General features: G+C 54.8%; 23 protein-coding genes. 15 read left to right on the top strand and 8 right to left on the bottom strand.

Annotation, left to right across the window (positions count from 1 at the left end):
- The first annotated feature begins 1 nt into the window (after position 1).
- Complete coding sequence (gene ppiC / locus INF58_RS08680; RefSeq protein ID WP_006812396.1) at positions 2 to 283, top strand: peptidylprolyl isomerase PpiC; 282 nt, start codon at positions 2 to 4, stop codon at positions 281 to 283.
- A 54-nt stretch (positions 284 to 337) separates the two neighbouring features.
- Here the strand turns inward: ppiC and cysE are convergent, their stop codons facing one another.
- From cysE to INF58_RS08655, 5 genes are all read right to left on the bottom strand, one after another.
- Positions 338 to 1,159, bottom strand: a complete 822-nt coding sequence (gene cysE / locus INF58_RS08675; protein ID WP_008502718.1) for a serine O-acetyltransferase — start codon at positions 1,157 to 1,159, stop codon at positions 338 to 340.
- A gap of 75 nt (positions 1,160 to 1,234) precedes the next feature.
- Positions 1,235 to 2,254 (bottom strand): NAD(P)H-dependent glycerol-3-phosphate dehydrogenase, encoded by a 1,020-nt coding sequence (gpsA, locus tag INF58_RS08670; RefSeq protein WP_006812398.1) that lies wholly within the window; start codon positions 2,252 to 2,254, stop codon positions 1,235 to 1,237.
- Positions 2,254 to 2,721, bottom strand: coding sequence for a protein-export chaperone SecB (gene secB / locus INF58_RS08665; protein ID WP_003860835.1), 468 nt, complete (start codon positions 2,719 to 2,721; stop codon positions 2,254 to 2,256). Before secB ends, gpsA begins: the two co-directional genes overlap by 1 nt.
- A 31-nt stretch (positions 2,722 to 2,752) precedes the next feature.
- Positions 2,753 to 3,004, bottom strand: a complete 252-nt coding sequence (gene grxC, locus INF58_RS08660) for a glutaredoxin 3 (RefSeq protein WP_003860837.1) — start codon at positions 3,002 to 3,004, stop codon at positions 2,753 to 2,755.
- A gap of 11 nt (positions 3,005 to 3,015) precedes the next feature.
- Positions 3,016 to 3,447, bottom strand: a complete 432-nt coding sequence (locus INF58_RS08655; protein ID WP_003860840.1) for a rhodanese-like domain-containing protein — start codon at positions 3,445 to 3,447, stop codon at positions 3,016 to 3,018.
- A 248-nt stretch (positions 3,448 to 3,695) separates the two neighbouring features.
- Between INF58_RS08655 and gpmM the strand changes: the two genes are divergently transcribed.
- The 5 genes from gpmM to INF58_RS08630 are packed head-to-tail and all read left to right on the top strand — an operon-like array spanning position 3,696 to position 9,643.
- On the top strand, positions 3,696 to 5,240 hold the full coding sequence (gene gpmM, locus INF58_RS08650) for a 2,3-bisphosphoglycerate-independent phosphoglycerate mutase (RefSeq protein ID WP_193527520.1): 1,545 nt from the start codon (positions 3,696 to 3,698) through the stop codon (positions 5,238 to 5,240).
- 33 nt (positions 5,241 to 5,273) lie between these two features.
- Complete coding sequence (envC, locus tag INF58_RS08645; protein WP_370552647.1) at positions 5,274 to 6,533, top strand: murein hydrolase activator EnvC; 1,260 nt, start codon at positions 5,274 to 5,276, stop codon at positions 6,531 to 6,533.
- A gap of 3 nt (positions 6,534 to 6,536) precedes the next feature.
- Positions 6,537 to 7,487 carry a divergent polysaccharide deacetylase family protein gene (locus tag INF58_RS08640; protein ID WP_193527518.1) on the top strand — a complete coding sequence of 317 codons (951 nt, stop codon included), beginning with the start codon at positions 6,537 to 6,539 and terminating at the stop codon, positions 7,485 to 7,487.
- A 20-nt stretch (positions 7,488 to 7,507) separates the two neighbouring features.
- A complete protein-coding gene (locus INF58_RS08635) occupies positions 7,508 to 8,713 on the top strand; it encodes a glycosyltransferase (protein ID WP_193527517.1) in 1,206 nt (401 codons plus the stop codon).
- 15 nt (positions 8,714 to 8,728) lie between these two features.
- A complete protein-coding gene (locus tag INF58_RS08630; protein ID WP_063868801.1) occupies positions 8,729 to 9,643 on the top strand; it encodes a hypothetical protein in 915 nt (304 codons plus the stop codon).
- A 27-nt stretch (positions 9,644 to 9,670) separates the two neighbouring features.
- On the opposite strand, the gene tdh is transcribed toward INF58_RS08630, so the two are convergent.
- Complete coding sequence (gene tdh / locus INF58_RS08625; protein ID WP_006812404.1) at positions 9,671 to 10,699, bottom strand: L-threonine 3-dehydrogenase; 1,029 nt, start codon at positions 10,697 to 10,699, stop codon at positions 9,671 to 9,673.
- Positions 10,700 to 10,708: 9 nt separating this feature from the next.
- Positions 10,709 to 11,905: a glycine C-acetyltransferase gene (gene kbl, locus INF58_RS08620; protein ID WP_045260056.1), complete on the bottom strand. Its 1,197-nt coding sequence runs from the start codon at positions 11,903 to 11,905 to the stop codon at positions 10,709 to 10,711.
- Between the two features lie 215 nt (positions 11,906 to 12,120).
- Between kbl and rfaD the strand changes: the two genes are divergently transcribed.
- From rfaD to INF58_RS08590, 6 genes are read left to right on the top strand one after another with little or no spacing between them, the layout of a single operon-like run.
- Positions 12,121 to 13,053, top strand: coding sequence for an ADP-glyceromanno-heptose 6-epimerase (gene rfaD, locus INF58_RS08615; RefSeq protein WP_041911658.1), 933 nt, complete (start codon positions 12,121 to 12,123; stop codon positions 13,051 to 13,053).
- A 2-nt stretch (positions 13,054 to 13,055) separates the two neighbouring features.
- Positions 13,056 to 14,102 carry an ADP-heptose--LPS heptosyltransferase RfaF gene (gene rfaF, locus INF58_RS08610; RefSeq protein ID WP_063868799.1) on the top strand — a complete coding sequence of 349 codons (1,047 nt, stop codon included), beginning with the start codon at positions 13,056 to 13,058 and terminating at the stop codon, positions 14,100 to 14,102.
- 3 nt (positions 14,103 to 14,105) lie between these two features.
- Complete coding sequence (rfaC, locus tag INF58_RS08605) at positions 14,106 to 15,089, top strand: lipopolysaccharide heptosyltransferase RfaC (protein ID WP_193527516.1); 984 nt, start codon at positions 14,106 to 14,108, stop codon at positions 15,087 to 15,089.
- Between the two features lie 3 nt (positions 15,090 to 15,092).
- Positions 15,093 to 16,202: a glycosyltransferase family 9 protein gene (locus INF58_RS08600; RefSeq protein ID WP_193527515.1), complete on the top strand. Its 1,110-nt coding sequence runs from the start codon at positions 15,093 to 15,095 to the stop codon at positions 16,200 to 16,202.
- Positions 16,203 to 16,207: 5 nt separating this feature from the next.
- Complete coding sequence (locus INF58_RS08595; protein ID WP_193527514.1) at positions 16,208 to 17,107, top strand: glycosyltransferase family 2 protein; 900 nt, start codon at positions 16,208 to 16,210, stop codon at positions 17,105 to 17,107.
- Entirely contained in the window at positions 17,095 to 18,306 is a 1,212-nt protein-coding gene (locus tag INF58_RS08590) for an O-antigen ligase (protein WP_193037118.1), read from the top strand. Before INF58_RS08595 ends, INF58_RS08590 begins: the two co-directional genes overlap by 13 nt.
- A gap of 23 nt (positions 18,307 to 18,329) precedes the next feature.
- Here INF58_RS08590 and INF58_RS08585 read toward each other — a convergent pair whose 3' ends face one another.
- Positions 18,330 to 19,286, bottom strand: a complete 957-nt coding sequence (locus tag INF58_RS08585; protein WP_193527513.1) for a polysaccharide deacetylase family protein — start codon at positions 19,284 to 19,286, stop codon at positions 18,330 to 18,332.
- Between the two features lie 150 nt (positions 19,287 to 19,436).
- Between INF58_RS08585 and rfaQ the strand changes: the two genes are divergently transcribed.
- From rfaQ to INF58_RS08570, 3 genes are read left to right on the top strand one after another with little or no spacing between them, the layout of a single operon-like run.
- Complete coding sequence (gene rfaQ, locus INF58_RS08580) at positions 19,437 to 20,507, top strand: putative lipopolysaccharide heptosyltransferase III (protein ID WP_107534405.1); 1,071 nt, start codon at positions 19,437 to 19,439, stop codon at positions 20,505 to 20,507.
- Positions 20,504 to 21,631: a glycosyltransferase family 4 protein gene (locus INF58_RS08575; protein ID WP_063868786.1), complete on the top strand. Its 1,128-nt coding sequence runs from the start codon at positions 20,504 to 20,506 to the stop codon at positions 21,629 to 21,631. The genes rfaQ and INF58_RS08575 overlap by 4 nt, the downstream gene beginning before the upstream one ends.
- Before the next feature lie 2 nt (positions 21,632 to 21,633).
- Positions 21,634 to 22,734, top strand: coding sequence for a glycosyltransferase (locus tag INF58_RS08570; RefSeq protein WP_064910019.1), 1,101 nt, complete (start codon positions 21,634 to 21,636; stop codon positions 22,732 to 22,734).
- Positions 22,735 to 22,737: the final 3 nt, after the last annotated feature.

Raw genomic sequence — 22,737 nt, 5'->3', positions numbered from 1 at the left:
CATGGCAAAAACAGCAGCAGCACTGCATATCCTTGTTAAAGAAGAGAAACTGGCACAGGATCTTCTCGAACAGATTAAAAACGGCGCCGATTTCGGCAAACTGGCGAAGAAACACTCGATTTGCCCGTCAGGCAAACGCGGCGGTGACTTAGGCGAGTTCCGCCAGGGCCAGATGGTTCCGGCGTTTGATAAAGTGGTTTTCTCCTGCCCGGTGCTGGAGCCAACCGGTCCCCTGCATACGCAGTTCGGCTATCACATTATCAAAGTGTTATACCGCAACTAATCAAAAGCCCGGTGCATTGACTCACCGGGCTTTTTTATCTGGCTGTTCCCGCGTTTAAATACCGTCGCCGTATTCGAAGGTGTGGTGAATACCGTTGAAGTGCTGATCCATATCCATCGACGGTTTATCGCTGTCTGGCTTACCGACGATGCGCGCCGGGACGCCAGCGGCGGTGGTATGCGGCGGTACGGGCTGGAGTACAACTGACCCCGCGCCAATCTTCGCGCCGCGTCCGACTTCAATATTGCCAAGGATTTTGGCGCCTGCGCCAATCATCACCCCTTCACGAATTTTCGGATGGCGATCTCCGCTGGTTTTACCGGTACCGCCCAGCGTAACGGATTGCAGGATCGACACATCATCTTCAATCACCGCCGTTTCACCGACAACAATGCCGGTGGCGTGATCGAGCATGATCCCGCGGCCAATTTTCGCCGCCGGGTGAATATCGACCTGGAAGGTCACGGAAACCTGGTTTTGCAGGAAGATAGCCAGCGCGCGGCGTCCCTCATTCCATAACCAGTGGCCGATGCGGTACGCCTGTAAGGCGTGAAAACCTTTGAGATACAGCAGCGGCGTGGAGTATTTATCCACCGCCGGATCGCGCGTGCGTACGGCCTGAATGTCGCAGGCGGCAGAGGCGATCATTTCCGGGTCTGCGGCGTAGGCCTCTTCCACCACCTCACGAATGGCGATAGCAGGCATGATGGAGGAAGCCAGCTTATTGGCGAGCATATAGCTCAGGGCGCTGCCGAGGTTTTCGTGCTTGAGTAGCGTCGCGTGATAGAAACTGGCCAGCATAGGCTCACAGTCGGCCAAAGCACGGGCTTCGGCTTTAATATTATTCCAGACGATATCCAGTTCTTCACACGGCATTGCTTGCTCCAGACGATAGTTAATGACCAGCCAGTTCTGCGCTGGCTGGGTCATTCAGGTGACGATACTTCCCGGCTAATTGCTGCTGCGCTCGTCCTTGCGCGCACGACCTAATAGGGTCAATGCTGCCTCGCGCGCATTTTTTCCGCAATACAATACCTGATAAATTTCCTCGGTTATTGGCATTTCGACACCGAAACGGTGCGCCAATTCGCGGACTTCTTTGGTATTGCGATAGCCTTCAACCACCTGACCAATCTTCTCCTGCGCGCTTTTTACATCGCTGCCCTGTCCGAGCATCATGCCAAAGCGGCGGTTACGCGACTGGTTGTCGGTGCAGGTCAGCACCAGGTCGCCCAGCCCAGCCATCCCCATAAAGGTGGCCGGATCGGCACCCAGCGCTTCGCCCAGACGGGACATTTCGGTCAGACCACGGGTGATCAGCGCCGTACGCGCATTCGCGCCGAAACCGATGCCGTCAGACATCCCGGCCCCGATGGCAATGACGTTCTTCACCGCACCGCCCAGCTGTACGCCGATAAAATCAGGGTTGCTGTAGACGCGGAAGCTCTTGCCGCAGTGCAGCAGTTGCTGAAGATCGTCGGAAAATGCCTGGTCGGTGGACGCCAGCGAGATCGCCGTCGGCAGACCGGCAGCCAGCTCTTTGGCAAACGTCGGCCCGGAGATCACCGCCAGCGGGATCGCCGTTCCCAGCGCTTCGCGGGCAACGTCCTGCAACAGACGTCCGGTTTCGGCTTCCAGCCCCTTCGTCGCCCACACAATACGCGCATCCGCACGCATCAGCGGCTTAATCTGACGCAGGACTTCGCCAAACACATGGCTCGGCACCACAATCAGAATATTGCGGCTGGCCGCCAGCGCGGTCGCGAGGTCGCTTTCCAGATAGAGAGAGTCAGGGAACGGAACGTCCGGGAGAAACGCCACGTTGCAGCGGTCGTGTTGCAACGTCGCGATATGTTTTGGATCGTGGCCCCACAGGACCACGTCGTGACCATTTCTTGCCAGCGTGATGGCAAGAGCGGTGCCGTAAGAGCCGGCACCGATCACAGTCATTGACGCATTAACAGTGCTCATCAGGCATCCTGATGTTGTTCGGCACCTTCGCCAGCCTGCTGCTGCAAATAGTTCATAAACAGCGCATCAAAGTTAACTGGCGCAAGGTTCAGTTGCGGGAATGTACCGCGAGAAACCAGGCTGGTGATGCATTCACGCGCATACGGGAACAGGATGTTCGGGCAGTATGCACCCAGGCAATGCGCCATCTGGTTGCCTTCGATGCCGCCGATGGAGAAGATACCGCCCTGCTGTACTTCGCACAGGAATGCAGTTTCTTCGCCCAGAGAGGCGGTCACGGTGACACGCAGTACGACTTCATACACGTCATCCGCCAGCTGGGTGGATGCGGTATCCAGATCAAGTTTAACCTCTGGCTGCCAGTCTTTCTGGAAAACGTGCGGCGCGTTTGGCGCTTCGAAAGAGACATCCTTGGTGTAGATGCGCTGGATCTGGAAAGTCATCTCGGTGTTGTTTTGTTCTGACATGGAAAAACCCTTTTTAATTGTCCTAAAGTCTCTAGCTCAGCAGCGGATCGAGTCCACCGCGGGCGTCGAGCGCATACAAGTCATCACAGCCGCCAATGTGCTGCGCATCAATAAAAATCTGTGGAACCGTTGTGCGACCACTGCGTTGGATCATCTCTTCGCGTTTAATCGCGTCACCATCGATCGGCAGTTCCTTGAACGTTACGCCTTTGCTGGACAGCAGCGCTTTCGCTCGGTGGCAGAACGGGCACGTTGCTTTGGTGTAGATCTCAATATTGGCCATCACTTAACTCCTTATTTACCGCGCACTAAAGGAAGATTCTCCCCGCTCCAGCCGGAGATGCCTTCTTTCAGCACCGTTACGTTTTCAAAGCCTGCTTTATGCAGTGCGTTGGCAGATTCCTGCGCCTGCATGCCTGTGCCGTCAACAACGATAATCGGCTGGGCTTTATGCTTCTCCAGCTCACCAATGTTGTTCGCTTTGATTTCCGCTGGCAGCAGGTTGATAGCACCTGCGATATGGCCCTTGCGGAAATCGTCGCGCTGACGCAGATCAACCACAACGGCGTCCTCTTTGTTGATCAGACGTGTCGCTTCACCGCGGGTGATCACCTTAATTTTAGACGTCAGTCCCTTAAATGTGGTGAACAGTACAGCGACCAGCAGGCCAATCCACGCGATGCTCAGAACCGGGTGGCGGCTAACGAATTGCATAATTTCTTGCATGGGGGGTAACAACTCCCGACTTAGTGATTAAAAAAACCAGGACAGGAGTATACCTGTGCGCTGTGGCAAATACAGCCAGCGACATAAAGCTAATCTATTTTCTGCGGCATGCCACGAAAAAAAAGCCTCAAAATGGCCCGAGAACGGCCTTGCCTCCACGCTTTCTTTGATCTTCTGCGGCTATTTTATCGATTCAGCTGTAGTAAAATTACGCAAATTTTTTGTCTCTTGAGCATGAGGTTGTCGCAATGTCGGTTTCTAAAAAACCTATGGTACTGGTGATTCTGGATGGCTATGGCTACCGTGAAGATCAGCAGGATAACGCCATTTTCAACGCCAAAACCCCGGTAATGGATGCGCTTTGGGCAAAACGTCCCCACACCCTGATTGACGCGTCTGGTCTGGAAGTCGGGCTGCCGGACCGTCAGATGGGCAACTCTGAAGTGGGTCACGTGAACCTGGGCGCAGGCCGTATCGTCTATCAGGACCTGACGCGCCTGGACGTTGAAATCAAAGAACGTACATTCTTTGCCAACCCAACGCTCACCGGAGCAGTGGATAAAGCTGTCGCCGCAGGCAAGGCCGTTCACATTATGGGCCTGCTCTCTGCGGGCGGCGTTCACAGCCACGAAGATCACATTATGGCGATGGTTGAACTGGCCGCTGAACGCGGTGCGGAAAAAATCTATCTGCACGCCTTCCTGGACGGTCGCGATACGCCGCCACGCAGCGCTAAGGGCTCGCTGCAAGCCTTTGAAGAGAAATTTACCGCATTGGGCAAAGGCCGCGTGGCGTCCATCATTGGCCGTTACTATGCAATGGACCGCGATAACCGCTGGGACCGCGTTGAGCAAGCCTACGATCTGCTGACCCTGGCAAAAGGTGAATTCCAGTTCCCGACCGCCGTCGCAGGTCTGGAAGCGGCTTACGCGCGTGATGAAAACGACGAATTCGTGAAAGCAACCGTGATCCGCGCTGAAGGCCAGGCCGATGCCGCCATGGAAGATGGCGATGCGCTGATCTTCATGAACTTCCGCGCTGACCGCGCGCGCGAAATCACCCGTGCTTTCGTCAACATTGATTTCGACGGTTTCGCCCGTAAGAAAGTGGCGAAGCTCGATTTCATCCAGCTGACCGAGTATGCAGCGGATATCAAGGCTCCCTGCGCGTATCCGCCAGCGTCGCTGGAAAATACCTTCGGCGAGTGGATGGCGAAAAACGATAAAACCCAGCTGCGTATCTCCGAAACGGAGAAGTATGCGCACGTGACCTTCTTCTTTAACGGCGGCGTAGAAGAGCCGTTCAAAGGCGAAGACCGCATCCTGATCAACTCGCCGAAAGTCGCGACTTACGATCTCCAGCCAGAAATGAGCTCTGCGGAGCTGACCGAAAAACTGGTGGCCGCGATCGAAAGCGGTAAATACGACACCATCATCTGTAACTATCCGAACGGTGACATGGTCGGCCATACCGGCGTAATGGAAGCGGCAGTGAAGGCGGTTGAAGCGCTGGACCACTGCGTAGAGCAGGTCGCAAAAGCGGTTGAATCCGTGGGAGGCCAGCTGCTGATCACCGCCGATCACGGTAACGCAGAACAAATGCGTGACCCGGCAACCGGTCAGGCGCATACCGCCCATACCAACCTGCCTGTTCCACTGATTTATGTGGGTGATAAATCAGTGAAAGCAGTGGAAGGCGGCAAGCTTTCCGACATCGCGCCAACCATGTTGTCGCTGATGGGTATGGAAATCCCTGAAGAGATGACTGGCAAGCCGCTGTTCATCGTGGAATAATCGCTCCCCATGAGGGGAAAGGCGATTTTTTCAATCACATGGGTCGTGAAGCCGCTTCGGTTATCAGTCAGACCTCTGCTTTGCGCCAGCGCACTCAGCGCTGGCGTATTGCTGTGCGCCGCATCCGCCCACGCGGATGACCGCGACCAGCTCAAATCCATTCAGGCCGATATCGCCGCTAAAGAGCGTGCGGTACGCCAGCAGCAGCAGCAGCGTTCTGCCCTGCTTGCCCAGCTTAAAAAGCAGGAAGAGGCCATTTCCGCCGCTGCGCGTAAGCTGCGTGAAACGCAAAACACCCTTGCCCAGCTCAATAAGCAAATCGATGAAATGAACGCATCGATTGCGAAACTGGAGCGCCAGCGTGACGCCCAGGAACGCAACCTGGCTGCACAGCTTGATGCCGCTTTCCGTCAGGGTGAACACACTGGCCTTCAGCTGATCCTCAGCGGTGAAGAGAGCCAGCGCGGCCAGCGTTTACAGGCCTATTTCGGCTATCTCAACCAGGCTCGTCAGGAGACCATCGCGCAGCTGAAACAGACGCGCGAAGAAGTCACCACGCAAAAAGCCGAGCTGGAAGAGAAGCAGAGCCAGCAGCAAACGCTACTCTACGATCAGCAGGCGCAGCAGGAGAAGCTTGAGCAGGCGCGCAATGAGCGTAAGAAGACGCTCGCCGGGCTGGAGTCCTCTATCCAGGCAGGAAAAAGCCAGCTGAGCGAAATGCGTGCCAACGAATCGAAACTGCGTAACAGCATCGCCCGGGCAGAAGCCGCAGCCAAAGCGCGCGCTGAAAAAGAAGCGCGCGAAGCGCAGGCGGTGCGTAATAAGCAGCAGGAAGCCTCCCGGAAAGGCACCACCTACAAGCCGACTGAAAATGAACGTTCCCTGATGTCGCGTACCGGCGGCCTCGGTTCCCCTCGTGGTCAGGCCTACTGGCCCGTTCGCGGTACGATCCTGCATCGCTATGGCGAACAGTTGCAGGGTGAGCTACGTTGGAAGGGGATCGTTATCGGTGCATCTGAAGGTAGCGAAGTGAAAGCCATCGCCGATGGCCGCGTGATCCTGGCCGACTGGCTACAGGGTTACGGGCTCGTGGTGGTGGTCGAGCATGGTAAAGGCGACATGAGTCTTTATGGCTACAACCAGAGCGCGCTGGTCAGCGTCGGTACTCAGGTGCGCGCCGGTCAACCCATTGCCCTTGTGGGCAGCAGTGGCGGTCAGGGCCGCCCGTCACTCTATTTCGAAATTCGTCGTCAGGGTCAGGCGGTCAATCCACAGCCGTGGTTGGGAAGATAAGTTTTGCTTCAATTTCGTCGAATTGTTTTTTCCGTCGCCAGCGCACTGGCGCTGGCTGCACCGGTTTATGCAGGCAAACTCGCGATTGTGATTGATGACTTCGGTTATCGACCACACTATGAAAATCAGGTGCTGGCGATGCCGTCAGCCATCTCTGTTGCCGTCCTGCCGAATGCGCCTCACGCGCATGAAATGGCGACCAAAGCACACAATGGCGGCCATCAGGTGCTCATCCATCTGCCGATGGCTCCCCTCAGCAAGCAGCCGCTGGAAAAAGATACCCTGCGCCCGGACATGAGCAGCGACGAGATCGATCGCATCATCCGCGATGCGTACAATAAAGTGCCGTATGCCGTGGGTCTGAATAACCATATGGGCAGCGCGATGACCTCCAGCCTGTACGGTATGCTGAAGGTGATGCAGGCGCTGGAGCGTTACAATCTCTATTTCCTCGACAGCATGACCATTGGCAACAGCCAGGCGATGCGTGCCGCTCAGGGTACGGGGGTGAAGGTCATCAAGCGCAAAGTCTTCCTGGACGACTCCCAGAACGAAGCGGATATCCGCGTGCAGTTCAACCGCGCGGTTCAGCTGGCGCGCCGTAACGGTTCGGCGATTGCCATCGGGCACCCGCATCCGTCTACCGTTCGCGTTTTGCAGCAAATGTTACCGAGCTTACCCGCTGATATCACGCTGGTGCGTCCGAGCGATCTGCTCAACGAACCTCAGGTGGTTACCTCTCGCCCGGGTAGTGCGCAACCGCCCGCAACGCAGCCGCGTAACCCGTTCCGTAGCGTGAAGAACTGCACGCTGAAGCAGCCGCCTGAACCGGTGTATGCCACCCGCTTCTTCACGGTAATTGGCGAAAGCGTAAGCCAGAGTACGCTGGTGCAGTACTTCCAGCACCAGTGGCAGGGCTGGGGGAAAAAAACAGCAGCGAGCCCAACCCAGTGACAGGCGATTAAGGTAGAAAGATGCCGCAACGACACAAAATTCTGCTCCTCGATACCGGTAAAGAGTGGGGAGGAGGCACCAACAGCATGCTCGAACTTCTGAAGCGGATTAACCGCGAGAAGTTTGATATTACCTGTTGTTTTTACAGCGATTACAGCCGGGCCGAAGGTCAAACCATCGGCCAGGTGTTGAACGGCATTGGCATCCCGTTAATTGTCATTCCGCAGAAAAAGCAGCCCGGTTGGGCGAAGGTTGCGAAAGAGCTGGGCCGTGGCCTGCTGTTTTTCTCGCGCAGCGCCCGCAAGGCGTTTACCCGACATATTGATACGCTCTGGCGCATCCGGCCCAACGTCAGCAAGATCGAGACGATTTTCAGGGAAGGCGGTTTCGATACGCTTTACATGAACAACCAGCCGGGCTCTAACGAAGAAGGGTATCTGGCGGGCGCGAACCTGCATGCGCGGATAATCCAGCACTGCCGGATTGAACCGGTGCTGACCCCGCCGCTGGTGAAGCTGGTGAATGCCCACGCCACAAAAATCATCGCCGTCTCGCACGGCGTTGAACGCGTGCTTCTTCAGCATGGTGTCCGGCCAGCGCTGTGCACCACGGTCAACAACGCCATTGACATCCACCAGCCCTTGCCCGACCGACGCGCCATGCGCCAGCGTCTGAACATTGATGACGACACGTTTGTGTTCGGTAGCATTGGATCGTTAATCCCCCGCAAGGCCAACCACCACACGCTGGAGGCGCTGGCCCAGTTCAACCAGAAGCACCCGCAGGCAAAATGGAAGATGGTGCTGGTCGGTGAAGGGGCTGAACGCGGCGCGCTGACGGCGCAGGCTGACGCGCTGGGGATTGCTGAGCACGTCATTTTTACCGGTTTCCAGAATACGCCTTTTGACTATCTCGCCACCTTTGACGCGTTTATTCTGGCTTCAAAGAGCGAAGGTTTGCCCCGCGTCGTACTGGAGGCAATGCTGCTGAACATCCCAGTGATTGGCTCAAAGGTGACCGGCACGGCAGAATTGATCGACCACGAGTCGACCGGGCTGCTGTTCCCGTGGAGCGATGTGTCGCAACTTGCTCAACATCTGGATAATATCTGGCAGGATCCTGCTCTGCGCGCCCGGCTCGCCGCAGCCGCGCACCAGAATGTCTGCAACGCGTATGCAATTGAAAGCTATGTTAACGGTGTCGAGGCCGTTCTTGGCGCGCAATAACCAAACGAGAAGAACATGTTTAAATTTCTGAATGCTCGCTACCGCCACATTACCGGGCGTCATAACATTCCTTACGCTTCCCTTCCGGCCACGCGCGATCTCGTTGCGGTTGATTCCATTGTGATCCCCTGTACGGGCGCGGATTTCGTCGAAGAGGCGTTATTGTCAGCGACCTTTGCAGCGCGTTACGCCACCGACGTCAGCGAGATTGTTATCGTCAGCGATCAGCCTGAATCCGCTTTCGGCGAGCTGCCGCCCAAAACCCGCGTTGTGACCCTCACGCTGCCAAAACGTGAAGAGGGGTACCGCTATAAGCAGATCTACCTCAGCCGTCTGGTGAAGCTTAACGCTCCGCTTCAGGCGCGCGGTGAAGGGGTGCTGATGATCGACTCCGATCTCAACCTGCTGAAGATGCCCCAGATCAACATGGCCGATATGCACATTTACTCCAGCTTCCGTCAGGGCAAAATGATTGCCAAGCTGGACGGCGCCCCCGCAGAAAAAGTGCCGGCCTATTACAAAGAAACGGTGCGCCCGTATCTGGTCGATCACGTTAACGGCGCGTTTCTTGCCGCAACCAAAAAAACCTGGCGCCGTATCTGCCCGCTGTGGCTGACGCTGTTCCAGGATACCTGGGAGCTGATGGACGACACGCAGCCGCCGACCGATCAGCTGCCGCTCGCTGCGCTGCTGGACATGCTGGATATAAAAACAGTTAACCTGGGCGACTGGATGAACTGGCCGGTCTCCAAGAAGATCGGCGGACAGGAAGCCGTTGTGCCGAAAGAGGTGATTGGCGCGCACGGGGGTTTCCCGCTTTCCGAATGGCAGAAGTATCTGGAATCGCCGGATAACAAACTGCTGTTCAAAGGGCAGGACTACACCCGCAAGGTGCGCTACCTGACGGATGAAGAGAAAAAGAATCAGTAAAAAAAGGGGCCTGAGGCCCCTTTTTGTTTACTTATCCCAGCTCAGGATCACTTTCCCTGACTGGCCGGAACGCATCGCGTCAAAGCCCTGCTGGAACTCATCGATGGAGAATCGGTGAGTGATAATCGGGGACAGATCCAGGCCGGACTGGATCAGCGCTGCCATCTTGTACCAGGTTTCGAACATCTCGCGGCCATAGATGCCCTTGATGAACAGCCCTTTGAAGATGACTTTGTTCCAGTCGATGGACATATCTGACGGCGGAATGCCCAGCATCGCGATACGCCCACCGTGGTTCATGGTGTCCAGCATGGTGCGGAACGCCGGCGGCGCGCCGGACATCTCCAGACCGACGTCAAACCCTTCGGTCATACCCAGCTCTTCCATCACGTCGGTCAGGCTCTCTTTCGAGACATCCACCGCGCGGGTGACGCCCATTTTGCGCGCCAGCGACAGGCGGTATTCGTTCACGTCGGTGATCACCACGTTGCGCGCACCCACGTGTTTCGCCACGGCTGCCGCCATAATACCGATTGGGCCAGCGCCGGAGACCAGCACGTCTTCACCGACCAGGTCGAAGGAGAGCGCGGTGTGTACCGCGTTGCCGAACGGATCGAAAATGGAGGCCAGATCGTCAGAGATATTGTCCGGGATTTTGAAGGCGTTAAACGCCGGGATCACCAGATATTCCGCAAAGCAGCCCGGACGGTTTACGCCCACGCCGACGGTGTTGCGGCACAGGTGGGTGCGACCGCCGCGGCAGTTGCGGCAGTGACCGCAGGTAATATGGCCTTCACCCGAGACGCGATCGCCAATGCTAAAGCCTTTTACTTCCTGGCCGATGCCGACCACTTCACCAACATATTCGTGACCGACAACCATTGGGACAGGAATGGTTTTTTGCGACCACTGATCCCAGTTGTAGATGTGAACGTCAGTACCGCAGATGGCGGTTTTACGAATTTTGATCAGCAGATCGTTATGACCGACTTCCGGCTCCGGCACGTCGGTCATCCAAATCCCTTCTTCCGCTTTCAGTTTGGATAACGCTTTCATCACACGTCCTCAGGCAATTACGCCCAGCTGTTTGCCGATGCGGGTAAAGGCTTCCACCGCACGCTCAATTTGTTCAGGCGAATGCGCCGCAGACATCTGGGTGCGGATACGCGCCTGACCTTTTGGTACCACCGGGAAGAAGAACCCGGTCACGTAAATCCCTTCTTTCTGAAGCTCGCGGGCAAACTGCTGCGCCACAACTGCGTCGCCCAGCATCACCGGGATGATCGCGTGGTCAGCGCCGGCCAGGGTGAACCCTGCGGCGCTCATTTTTTCGCGGAACAGACGGGCGTTTGCCCACAGGCGGTCGCGCAGCTCGGCGCCGGACTCCACCATCTCCAGCACTTTGATGGAGGCGGCCACAATCGCCGGCGCCAGGGAGTTGGAGAACAGGTACGGGCGGGAGCGCTGGCGCAGCCACTCAACCACCTCTTTACGCGCAGCGGTATAACCGCCGGACGCGCCGCCGAGCGCTTTGCCCAGCGTACCGGTGATGATGTCCACGCGGCCCATCACGTCACAGTATTCGTGGGAGCCGCGGCCATTTTCGCCGACAAAACCGACCGCGTGGGAGTCATCGACCATCACCAGCGCGTCATATTTATCCGCCAGGTCGCACACGCCTTTCAGGTTGGCGATCACGCCGTCCATGGAGAACACGCCGTCGGTCGCGATCAGCACGTGGCGGGCCCCCGCTTCACGGGCCTCTTTCAGGCGGGCTTCCAGTTCAACCATATCGTTGTTGGCGTAGCGGAAACGCTTCGCTTTACACAGGCGAACACCGTCGATGATAGAGGCGTGGTTCAGGGCGTCGGAGATAATCGCATCTTCTGCGCCGAGCAGGGTTTCAAACAGACCGCCATTGGCGTCGAAGCAGGAGGAGTACAGAATCGCGTCTTCCATTCCGAGGAAGTTCGCCAGCTTTTGCTCAAGCTGTTTGTGGCTGTCCTGGGTGCCGCAGATGAAGCGCACGGAGGCCATGCCGAAGCCGTGGGTGTCCATGCCGTTTTTCGCGGCGGCAATCAGCTCAGGGTGATTCGCAAGACCTAAGTAGTTGTTCGCGCAAAAGTTGATCACATGGCTGCCGTCGGCAACGGTGATGTCCGCCTGCTGGGCAGACGTGATAATACGCTCTTCTTTGAACAACCCTTCCGCACGTGCGGTGTCGAGGTCGCTGTTTAACTGTTTGTAAAAATCACCACGCATTGCAATTCTCCAGACTCGGCAAATTTTGGCACATATTACCCAAACCTATAGTTCATGACGAGATGACGCCGTATCTCTTCTCGTTTTTGCAGCATAAATCACGTGTACCCCTGCTGCATATCGGTGAATGGCTGAAGACCGGGCATTGTGATGATATGATATGACTATTAGCGTCCGGGATTGTCCCCGGGCTCAACACTTCAAAGGTTACAGTTATGATCATCGTTACCGGCGGCGCGGGCTTTATCGGCAGCAACATTATTAAGGCCCTCAATGATAAGGGCATCACCGACATTCTGGTGGTGGACAACCTGAAAGACGGCACCAAGTTCGTTAACCTGGTGGATCTGAACATCGCTGACTACATGGATAAAGAAGACTTCCTTATCCAGATTATGGCGGGTGAAGAGTTCGGCGAGATCGAAGCCATCTTCCACGAAGGTGCGTGCTCTTCCACCACAGAGTGGGACGGCAAGTACATGATGGATAACAACTATCAGTACTCTAAAGAGATCCTGCACTACTGCCTGGAGCGTGAAATTCCGTTCCTGTATGCCTCCTCAGCAGCAACCTACGGCGGGCGCACCTCGGACTTCATCGAATCCCGCGAATACGAGCAGCCGCTGAACGTCTACGGCTACTCCAAGTTCCTGTTTGACGAGTACGTGCGTCAGATCCTGCCGGAAGCGAACTCGCAGATTGTCGGCTTCCGCTACTTCAACGTTTACGGGCCGCGCGAAGGGCACAAGGGCAGCATGGCGAGCGTGGCGTTCCACCTGAACACGCAGCTGAATAACGGCGAAAGTCCAAAACTGTTCGAAGGCAGCGACGGCTTCAAGCGTGACTTCGTCTACGTAGGCGACGTTGCGGCCGTAAACCTGTGGTTCCTGGAAAACGGCGTCTCCGGCATTTTCAACCTGGGCACGGGCCGCGCGGAATCCTTCCAGGCGGTGGCTGACGCCACGCTGGCGTACCATAAGAAAGGCAGCATCGAGTACATTCCGTTCCCGGATAAGCTGAAAGGCCGCTACCAGGCGTTCACCCAGGCGGACCTGACCAACCTGCGCGCCGCAGGCTACGACAAGCCGTTCAAGACCGTTGCCGAAGGCGTGACGGAATATATGGCCTGGCTGAACCGCGACGCATAAGCATGAAGATTCTGGTGATCGGCCCGTCATGGGTGGGCGACATGATGATGTCGCAAAGTCTCTATCGCACGCTCAAGGCGCGTTATCCCCAGGCGATAATCGACGTGATGGCACCCGCATGGTGCCGTCCGCTGTTATCGCGCATGCCGGAAGTGAACGAGGCGATCCCGATGCCGCTCGGCCACGGGGCGCTGGAAATCGGCGAACGCCGCAAGCTCGGCCATAGCCTGCGCGAGAAGCGCTACGATCGCGCATACGTGCTGCCTAACTCCTTCAAATCCGCCCTTGTGCCCTTCTTTGCGGGCATCCCGCACCGTACCGGCTGGCGCGGCGAAATGCGCTACGGCCTGCTGAACGATGCCCGGGTGCTGGATAAAGAAGCCTGGCCGCTGATGGTGGAGCGATACGTGGCGCTGGCCTACGACAAAGGCGTGATGCGCAGCGCGAAAGACCTGCCTCAGCCGCTGCTCTGGCCGCAGCTTCAGGTTAACGACGGGGAGAAATCCCACACCTGCAATGCGTTTGGCATTTCCTCTGAACGCCCGATGATTGGCTTTTGTCCCGGCGCGGAGTTTGGCCCGGCAAAACGCTGGCCGCACTACCACTACGCTGAACTGGCGAAACAGCTGATCGACGAGGGCTATCAGATTGTGCTGTTTGGCTCGGCGAAGGATCACGAGGCGGGCAATGAAATCCTCGCCACGCTCAGCACCGAGCAACAGGCCTGGTGCCGCAACCTGGCTGGAGAAACGCAGCTTGAGCAGGCGGTTATCCTGATTGCCGCCTGTAAGGCCGTGGTAACGAACGACTCCGGTTTAATGCACGTCGCCGCCGCGCTGGATCGCCCACTGGTCGCGCTGTATGGCCCGAGCAGCCCAGACTTCACGCCGCCGCTGTCGCACAAGGCGCGCGTTATTCGTCTCATTACCGGCTATCACAAAGTCCGCAAAGGCGATGCGGCAGAAGGTTACCATCAGAGCCTGATCGACATTACGCCGCAGCGCGTTCTCGAAGAACTCAACGAACTGCTGTTGAGCGAAGAAGGATAACGGATGCGGGTATTGATCGTTAAAACCTCCTCAATGGGTGATGTTCTGCATACGCTGCCGTCGTTGACGGACGCGATGCGGGCCATCCCCGGTATCCGTTTTGACTGGGTGGTGGAAGAAGGCTTCGCGCAAATCCCCACCTGGCATGAAGCCGTTGACCGCGTGATCCCGGTGGCCATTCGCCGCTGGCGCAAAGCGTGGTTCTCCGCACCGATTAAAGCCGAGCGTAAAGCCTTCCGTGAAGCGGTACAGGCGCAGCGTTACGACGCGATCATCGACGCCCAAGGGCTGGTGAAAAGCGCGGCGCTGGTCACGCGTCTGGCGCACGGCATAAAGCACGGCATGGACTGGCACACCGCCCGCGAACCGCTGGCGAGTCTGTTCTATAACCGCCGCCACCACATCGCAAAGCAGCAGCACGCCGTAGAACGCACCCGTGAGCTGTTCGCAAAGAGTCTCGGCTATGCAAAACCCGACGTCCAGGGTGACTACGCCATCGCACAGCATTTTCTCCGCGAAACGGAGAAGGATAGCGAGCCGTATCTGGTCTTCCTGCATGCCACAACGCGCGACGACAAGCACTGGCCGGAAACGCACTGGCGAAGACTGATTGAACTAATGCAACCTTGCGGTATCCATATTAAACTCCCGTGGGGCGCTGAACATGAGCGGCAGCGCGCGGAGCGTCTGGCAGCAGGCTTTTCCCACGTCGAGGTGTTACCCAAACTCACGCTGGCGCAAGTTGCCGCACAACTGGCGGGCGCTAACGCCGTCGTTTCTGTGGATACAGGGTTAAGCCATTTAACCGCCGCACTGGATCGTCCTAATATCACGATTTTCGGCCCGACCGATCCGGGGTTGATCGGGGGTTACGGTAAAAACCAGCATCAGATGGTCAGCTCTACGCAACAAACGAAGGATATTAGCGCAGATGCTATTTTTTCATTTTTACAGGGCAGCCATCGGCTTTCCAACAGGGATATTTAACCCATGAGTTATGTATTTCTGCTGATTTTACTCTTTCCGGTGAAGCTCCTCCGGAAGCTGTTTCGGAAAGACACGGGCAAAAACCTTGTCATTCAGACAGCCAAAATCGGTGACTTTATTAATGCGACACCTCTTCTGGCACATCTGCAAAAAAGCGATGTGTTGGTCAGTCGCAGCGTTGGCGCGCTGGCGAAGCATGATGAGACTATCGAGCAGATCTATTTTATTGAGCAGCATAAGCGCAGCCTGTGGCGTAAGCTCTGCTTCGCTTGCAGGATCATGAACCGCTACGATAACGTCTACCTGCTACAGCCCAACAGCGTAAACCTCTTTTTTGCCGCCGTCTGCAATGCAAAAAACAAACAATTTTTAAACATTTACACGCGCAGGTGGTATCACGGGATTTTCTATCTCGCGGCCGACGGTACCGTTGAGCACGGCAAAAAAACGCTTTCGGTGACGAACTACCTGAAACTGGCCGACCGTTCGCTCACCTGGCAAGACTCTCCCAAGCACGCCACAAAGCCGCTCTTCAAACCGACGACTTACCCGGCCATTCTTGATAAACCAGACGTTATCCGCATCGGCATCAGCATTGCGGCGGGTAATAAAGCCAAAACGGTGCCGCCTGCCATCTGGAAGCGGATTGTGGATCGTCTCGCCGATTTACCCTGCGAGTTTTATGTCTTCGGCGCGCCAAACGAACAGTCGTGGATGGACGATATCACCCGCCTTTACGGTGACATCCCGAATTTTATCAATCTGATTGGCAAAATTTCGCTCGAAGAGCTTCCCTGGGCCATTTCTAAAATGGACTGCTACATCGCGTCTGATTCGGGCAATGTCTACATTGCTGACGCTGTCGGCGTGCCGGTGGTTCTGCTGTTTGGGCCTTGCTGCCACTATGAACAGCGTCCGCTTGGCAACGTGATGCTGATTGGTAATGACGACAACATTTGCTCTTATGTCTTTGAAACACGTTATTATTTCCCTCAGGAGAGGGAAGAGCTTTTCGCGGTGACTGAACCCGCTTTAGACGAACTCCAGCAGTTTATTCGACGCTTGCCGAAAGCCCGCTCACTGGATCGCGCTACCGACGCTCAAGGACTCTAATTTTTATGGCTTTTTTAAGCGTCATCATTGCTGCGCATAACGCTGAAGATACGCTGCCCGCCACGCTTTCGAGCCTGCTGGCAGCAACAGACCAAGACACAGAAATCATTATTTTTAACGACAATTCTGAGGATGCCACGCAGGCAATAATTGACGAGTGGTCGCCTAAATTTCCGCAGGTCATAACCCGGACCGTGAACTTTCGTAACGTAGGCCAGGTCCGAAACAGTGCCGTCGCGCTGGCATCGGGAGAGTACATTACGATGCTCGACAGTGACGATTGCTTAAAGCCGGGTAGCCTGAGAGACGCAATCACCTTCCTGAAAGCACAGCGCCCGGACATGCTGCTGACGCGTTTGCTTGAGATTCGCGATCCCCGGAAAATAAGCGCAGAGTGGCGGGGATTTAACCCTATTTCCTTGTCACAGCATGAAGCAATCTCCCGTTTCTTACGCCACAAAGATTTTCAGGCGCATCTCATCGGTCAGTTTGTTCATCGTAAGCTATATGAAAACAATCCGATTCCCTCTCTGCAATGCTATGAGGATTTCGCTGTTTTTCCCGGCATGCTAATGCAGTCGAGTAAAATAGCTTATCAGCGCCAGGGCCACTATTATTATATTAAACGCAGCGACAGTTTATCGAGCGTTCTGGATGCCAGCAAAATATCTACGCTGGTCGGGTGTACGCTACAGATGGAAAACACATTTCCATCCTCCTACAGGCATCTCGTCAATTGCCACTGGTTTGATATCTACAGCAACCATCGGACATATCTTTCAGACCAACACCTGGCGCTCGTTACGCAACGCGTAAAATCCATGTATACATTGTCGTTTTTCCTTTCCACCGATGTTCGTTTTAGCTACAAAAAAAGGGTTATTGAGGCGTTATGGAAAAAATAAGACCACGACTGTATCAGCTGACACTCATTTTGAGCCTCATCTCTTTGATGTTGGCATTGGTTAGTTCAGGAAAACAGAGAGAGTTTTTCTATATTGCTATTTACGTCAGCATTATCGGCCTGGCGTTTGAATATAAAAAAATCACGCTACGTCCCTTTACCATAGCGCTGCCGATTTTATTGATTGGATTACTGAACCTTAGCTGGTATGTCATCTATGAGTACCATAATCAGGGGATGAATCTTTACAGCGATTATCTCGATTCAAGTAAAAAATTAATCCTGGCGAGCGTTCTGATATTCTATATTGACCGTTTTAAATCCTATCTCGATAAAGAGACCTTTAAAAAATATTTCCTTTACGCCTCAGCTGCGGGGTTTGTACTCGCAACGGGATATGGCCTGTGGCAGGCAACGCAAGGGATGGCTCGCGTTGAAATGGCGATTAACCGAGCCACCGTTTCAGCTTATGTGTATTCCGTGTTATCGCTGGCATTCGTATACAGTCTTTACCTACAGAAGAACGTGACGCTTTACGTTGTTGCTGGTTTAACCATTTTACTTTCTTACTTCGTCATACTGCTCACGGGCACGCGCGCTGCAATGGGGCTTTATCTGCTCCTGGCGATAGTGCTGACGCTCTATCACTTCAGGCGTATTCACCTTAAATCCACCCTCATCTTTTTATGTATTGTGGCTGGTATTATCATCGTTAGCTACAAGCCGTTAATATCGCCTAAAATATCGCAAACACAGCTTGAATATCAGAGATATCAACAGGGTATTGACCGCACGTCCCTCGGCGCTCGTTTTTCCATGTGGACGGTAGGTATTCAGAATGGACTTGCCCATCCGTTAGGACAGTCACTCGAAGAGCGTGAAGCATGGACGCGGCAGTATATTAAAGACGGACATCCACACCTTGGCAGCGCGCTCGAATACATCAAAGTCCACCTGCACAACGAATTCATTGAGAAGTTCTCTTTGCAGGGGATCCCCGGCGTAGCGGTAATGCTCTTTTTCTTTGTTTCGATGATTGCGTATGCCCTGCGAAACAGAAATGCGCTGCTGCTAACGTCGATGCTTCTTTTGCTTTTGTATGGACTGACGGATGTCATACTGCTCAGCTCAGAAGCCCTCATCTTCTTTATGATTATCTTTGCGTTGAGTACACCTTTCTCGCAAACAAAGCAGCAATAGCAAATATGCCCGCCTGGCGGGCATTATGCTTTTTTGTACTGGTAAAACTCCGCCAGCGTCATTCCCACCGTTTTATCTGATAGCCAGGTAAAGAGCTGCTCCAAATCCTGATATAAACCTTCAATCGCCGCCTCATCTTTAAACGTCGGGCTGCCGCCAGGCATAAATTCTGACGAATGAAGCATGAACTCCACGTAGTCATTCCCCTGAGACAGACACTGCTGCGCAACCTTAATCATCTCCGCCGCGTTCCCGCCGGACGGGCGTAACCAGTTAACTGACGGAGAACGGTATTTACCACGAAGACGATCATAACCCTGCTTCAGGGAATTCAGCCATGCCGGGTGTTTATACTGGATGCTCATCGGCACTTCGAGTAACGGGCTGTTTCCAGGACGGGAAATATCGTCTGCGTCCAGAAAGTAAGCGCGATCGGGAAAATGCTGGTAATTCGTTCCGCCACTTCCCTGAGGGGCGCCTTTCGCATTTCGCCAGTTCACGCGCGGCGTGACGGAACAATCTACCTGATATCCCAGTTCAATCAGCAGCCTGGCGTAACGGCTGTCAAATGCCCAGCGCCCGGCGCGATGGCTGAGCATTTTTATCTGGAAGGTCTCTTCCAGTAAGCGGGTCATAAATACCACTTTCTCACGCATCACCTCGTCTGAAAACTCAATCAGATAAGGCTGCCAGAGCCAGTCATCACCGGTAAGATCGTGCTCCGGAGGGCTGTTCCAGGCATGGAGATGCATCCCCACCTCACCCTGGCCGCGGGCTATGACCTCTTTAGCGAACGCAATAAACACCGGCTCGACTGCCATCTCGTAGTTGGTCAGCCAGACGGGCTTAAAGCCGAAACGTTCACAAAGCGCCTGAAACCGCGCCAGGTAGCGCGCGTTTTCCGTTTTGATCACCCGGTGGTTCTGCCAGAGATTATCCCCTTCGGTATCGATCGTGATGATAAACGCTGGTTTTTTCATAATGAGCCCGCAAGACAAAATAGTTAGCGCTATGTTACGCACGCCCGAAAGCAGGAGTAAACCCTTCCGGGGAAATTCCCGACATTATGGAGAAAGAGTGCAAGTCGTTACCAGGTCTATTAGAATTGCCAATAGTACAACGCCGATAAGATGATGATGAATAACTTACCTGACACGCCTGATTTGCGCATTTTACTGATCAAACTTCGCCATCATGGTGACATGTTACTCACTACCCCCGTCATCAATTCATTACGCCAAAAATGGCCTGAAGCCCAAATCGACGTGCTTCTCTATGAAGAGACGCGAGACATGCTCGCCGCGCATCCGGCAATCGGTACGATCTACGGTATCGATCGTAAATGGAAGCAGCTGGGGACGCTGAAGCACCTGCAAAAAGAGTGGCAGCTGCTTCGTGCGTTGCGCGCTCAGCATTATCACCTGGTGATTAATCTGGCCGATCAGTGGCGCAGCGCTATTGTCACCCGCTTCACCGGCGCACCGGTTCGGCTCGGGTTTGCCTTTAACAAGCGCAATAATGCATTCTGGCGTTTTTGTCACAGTGAACTGGTTTCTGTGGCTAGCCATCAGTCGCTGCATACCGTTGAACAAAATCTCTCCATACTGTCAGCGCTGCCGGTAGCGTCCAACCCTACCGTCACCATGGCTTACAGCGCGGATGACTGGCACCACGCTCAGCAAAAGCTTATGCAAAAGGGCGTGGGAGAAGGCTTCATCGTTATTCAACCCACTTCACGCTGGTTCTTTAAGTGCTGGGACGAAGGCAAAATGGCGCAAACTATCGCCGCGTTGCAGCAGGACGGCCATACCATCGTTCTTACCGCAGGTCCGGATAAAAAAGAGCTGGCGATGATTGACCGCATCCTTGCCGCCTCCCCGCAAACGGGTGTTGTTTCGCTGGCAGGACAGTTAACCCTGCGCCAGCTGGCCGCGCTTATCGATCATGCGAACCTGTTCATCGGCGTTGACTCCGTACCCATGCACATGGCCGCCGCCCTTCAGACGCCCTGCGTGGCGCTGTTTGGCCCGTCAAAATTGACGTTCTGGTCGCCATGGCAGGTTAACGGCGAGGTCATCTGGGCAGGTAACTACGGCCCGCTTCCCAACCCTGACGCCATTGATACAAAAACGACGGAACGTTATCTCGACGCTATACCCGTTGATGCTGTCGTCTCCGCCGCAAGGAGATACCTGCAATGAAGCTTCATCGTCTGGCCATCGTGCGCCAAAAATATCGTCCGGATGGGGGAGCGGAACGTTTTGTCTCCAGGGCACTCACCGCGCTGAGCAATCAAAACCTTGAGCTCAACGTCATCACTCGCGAGTGGCAGGGCGAAAAGCAGGACGACTGGCACATTCATATTTGCGATCCACGGAAATGGGGCCGCATCAGCCGTGAACGCGGCTTCGCACATGCCGCGCGCGCGCTCTGGCAGCAACAGCAGTTTGATATTGTGCAGAGCCACGAACGCATTCCGGGCTGTGATATTTACCGCGCCGGAGATGGCGTGCATCGACGCTGGCTGCTACAGCGGTCGCGTATTCTCCCCGCCTGGCGCGCGAAGCTGCTTATGCACGATCGCTATCACCGCTACGTAATGCACGCAGAGCGTGAAATGTATCAGGCGCCCGAGCTGAAAGCCGTTATCTGTAATGCGGAGATGATCAAACGCGAAATCGTCGAAGACTTTGATATTGACGCAAAAAAGATACATGTGATTTATAATTCAATAGATTCCAGCCGCTTCGTTCCGGCAGAAGAGCGTCAGCGTGCTGTACTGCGTCAGCAATTTGGCTTACCCGCTGATGCCGTCATTTTCTGCTTCGTGGGTTCGGGGTTTGAACGCAAGGGTCTGGCAAGCGCTATTCAGGCGATAGCAGGAACATCGGCGTGGCTGATTGTGGTCGGTCAGGATAAAGCGGAAAGCCGCTATCGCGACCTCGCCCGTTCATTAGGCTGTGAGGGGCAAATCCGTTTCCTGGGGATGCAAAAAGAGACGCTGCCATTTTATCAGCTTTCTGATGGTTTACTGCTGCCGACGCTGTATGATCCTTTTCCTAACGTCATACTTGAAGCAATGGCCTGCGGACTGCCCGTCATTACGTCAGAGAGTTGCGGTGGATCAGAATTTATTGCGCAAGGCCAGAACGGGTTTTACTGTGATGCACTTGATATCCGCACATTGAAGGAGGCCGTCGTGTCCATTCCTTCACTGGCAAAAAATAACAATATGGGACTTGCGGCGCGTGAACGCGTCAGAGAAGCAACCCCTGAAAAACTGTCAAGTCAGCTTATTTCGCTTTATCAAAAATTACTGGATTAATAATGCGCATCCTAATGATTATTGATGGTTTACCCGGTGGAGGAGCTGAAAAAACGGTTCTCACCCTCTCCAGCGGACTGACAGAACTGGGGCATCAGGTTACCCTTTTCTCCTTACGGAAGGTGTGCGACTACGCCATTCCGGAAGGCATCGATTTTCAGGTTGTGCAGGATACCTGTAAAAAACCCTGGCGGAAGCTGACCGAGATCCCGCGTCGCGCCCGTTTGCTGGATCGCGCCATTGAGCAGGCAGAACGCAGCGGTAAATTTGACGTTGTCTTCTCGCATCTGCATAAAACCGACCGTATCGTGGCGCACAGCCGCGCGCTGGATCGGGATAAGGTCTGGTTCTGCGTACACGGGATGTTCTCTTTCTCCTATTTACGCCATCGCAGCGGGCTTTCCCGCTGGTTTAAGCATTATAAAATTCGCCATACCTATGAAAACCGCAACGTTGTGGCGGTATCCGGCGCCGTACTGCACGATCTCGCTGAAGTACTCGCTATCCCCCTGCGGCGCAAAGCGGTTATCCATAACCCCTTCGATATCCCTGAAATTCAGCGTCTGGCAGAAGCGCCCTTTGAGATGCAGGGGCAGGATTACATTATCCATGTTGGCCGTTTTCATGAACACAAGCGACACGACCGGCTTCTGCGCGCGTTCGCGCTGAGCAAGATTGACGCATCGCTGGTGTTAATGGGCAAAGGCTCTGACGCCAAAATAGACCAGCTCAAACAGTTAGCCGCTGAGCTTGGAATCGAAAATAAGATTATTTTCCGCCCGTTCGAAACCAACCCCTATCCGTGGATCAAAGGGGCTCGCCTTTTAGTGTTAAGTTCCGACTGCGAAGGTTTTGGTAATGTACTGGTGGAGTCCATTATCTGTCAGACCCCACCGGTGAGTACAAACTGCCCTGGCGGCCCTGCTGAGATCCTTACTGGCCCCCTGGCGCGTGGTCTGACAGCGTTAACCGACGAATCACTGGCGAAAACACTGGCAGAACTGTATGCCTCTCCGCCGGTTGTTGATCGCGAAACGATCGCATCGTTCGGTATCAACGCCATTTGCCAGCAATACATTGCTTTGGTCGACAACCAAAAATAATCA

It is taken from the genome of Enterobacter cloacae complex sp. P24RS (assembly GCF_014982165.1).
In the GTDB taxonomy this organism is placed as follows: domain Bacteria; phylum Pseudomonadota; class Gammaproteobacteria; order Enterobacterales; family Enterobacteriaceae; genus Enterobacter; species Enterobacter quasihormaechei.
The sequence above is the reverse complement of the archived record's forward strand: the minus strand, read 5'-3'. Positions and strand labels throughout refer to the sequence as shown.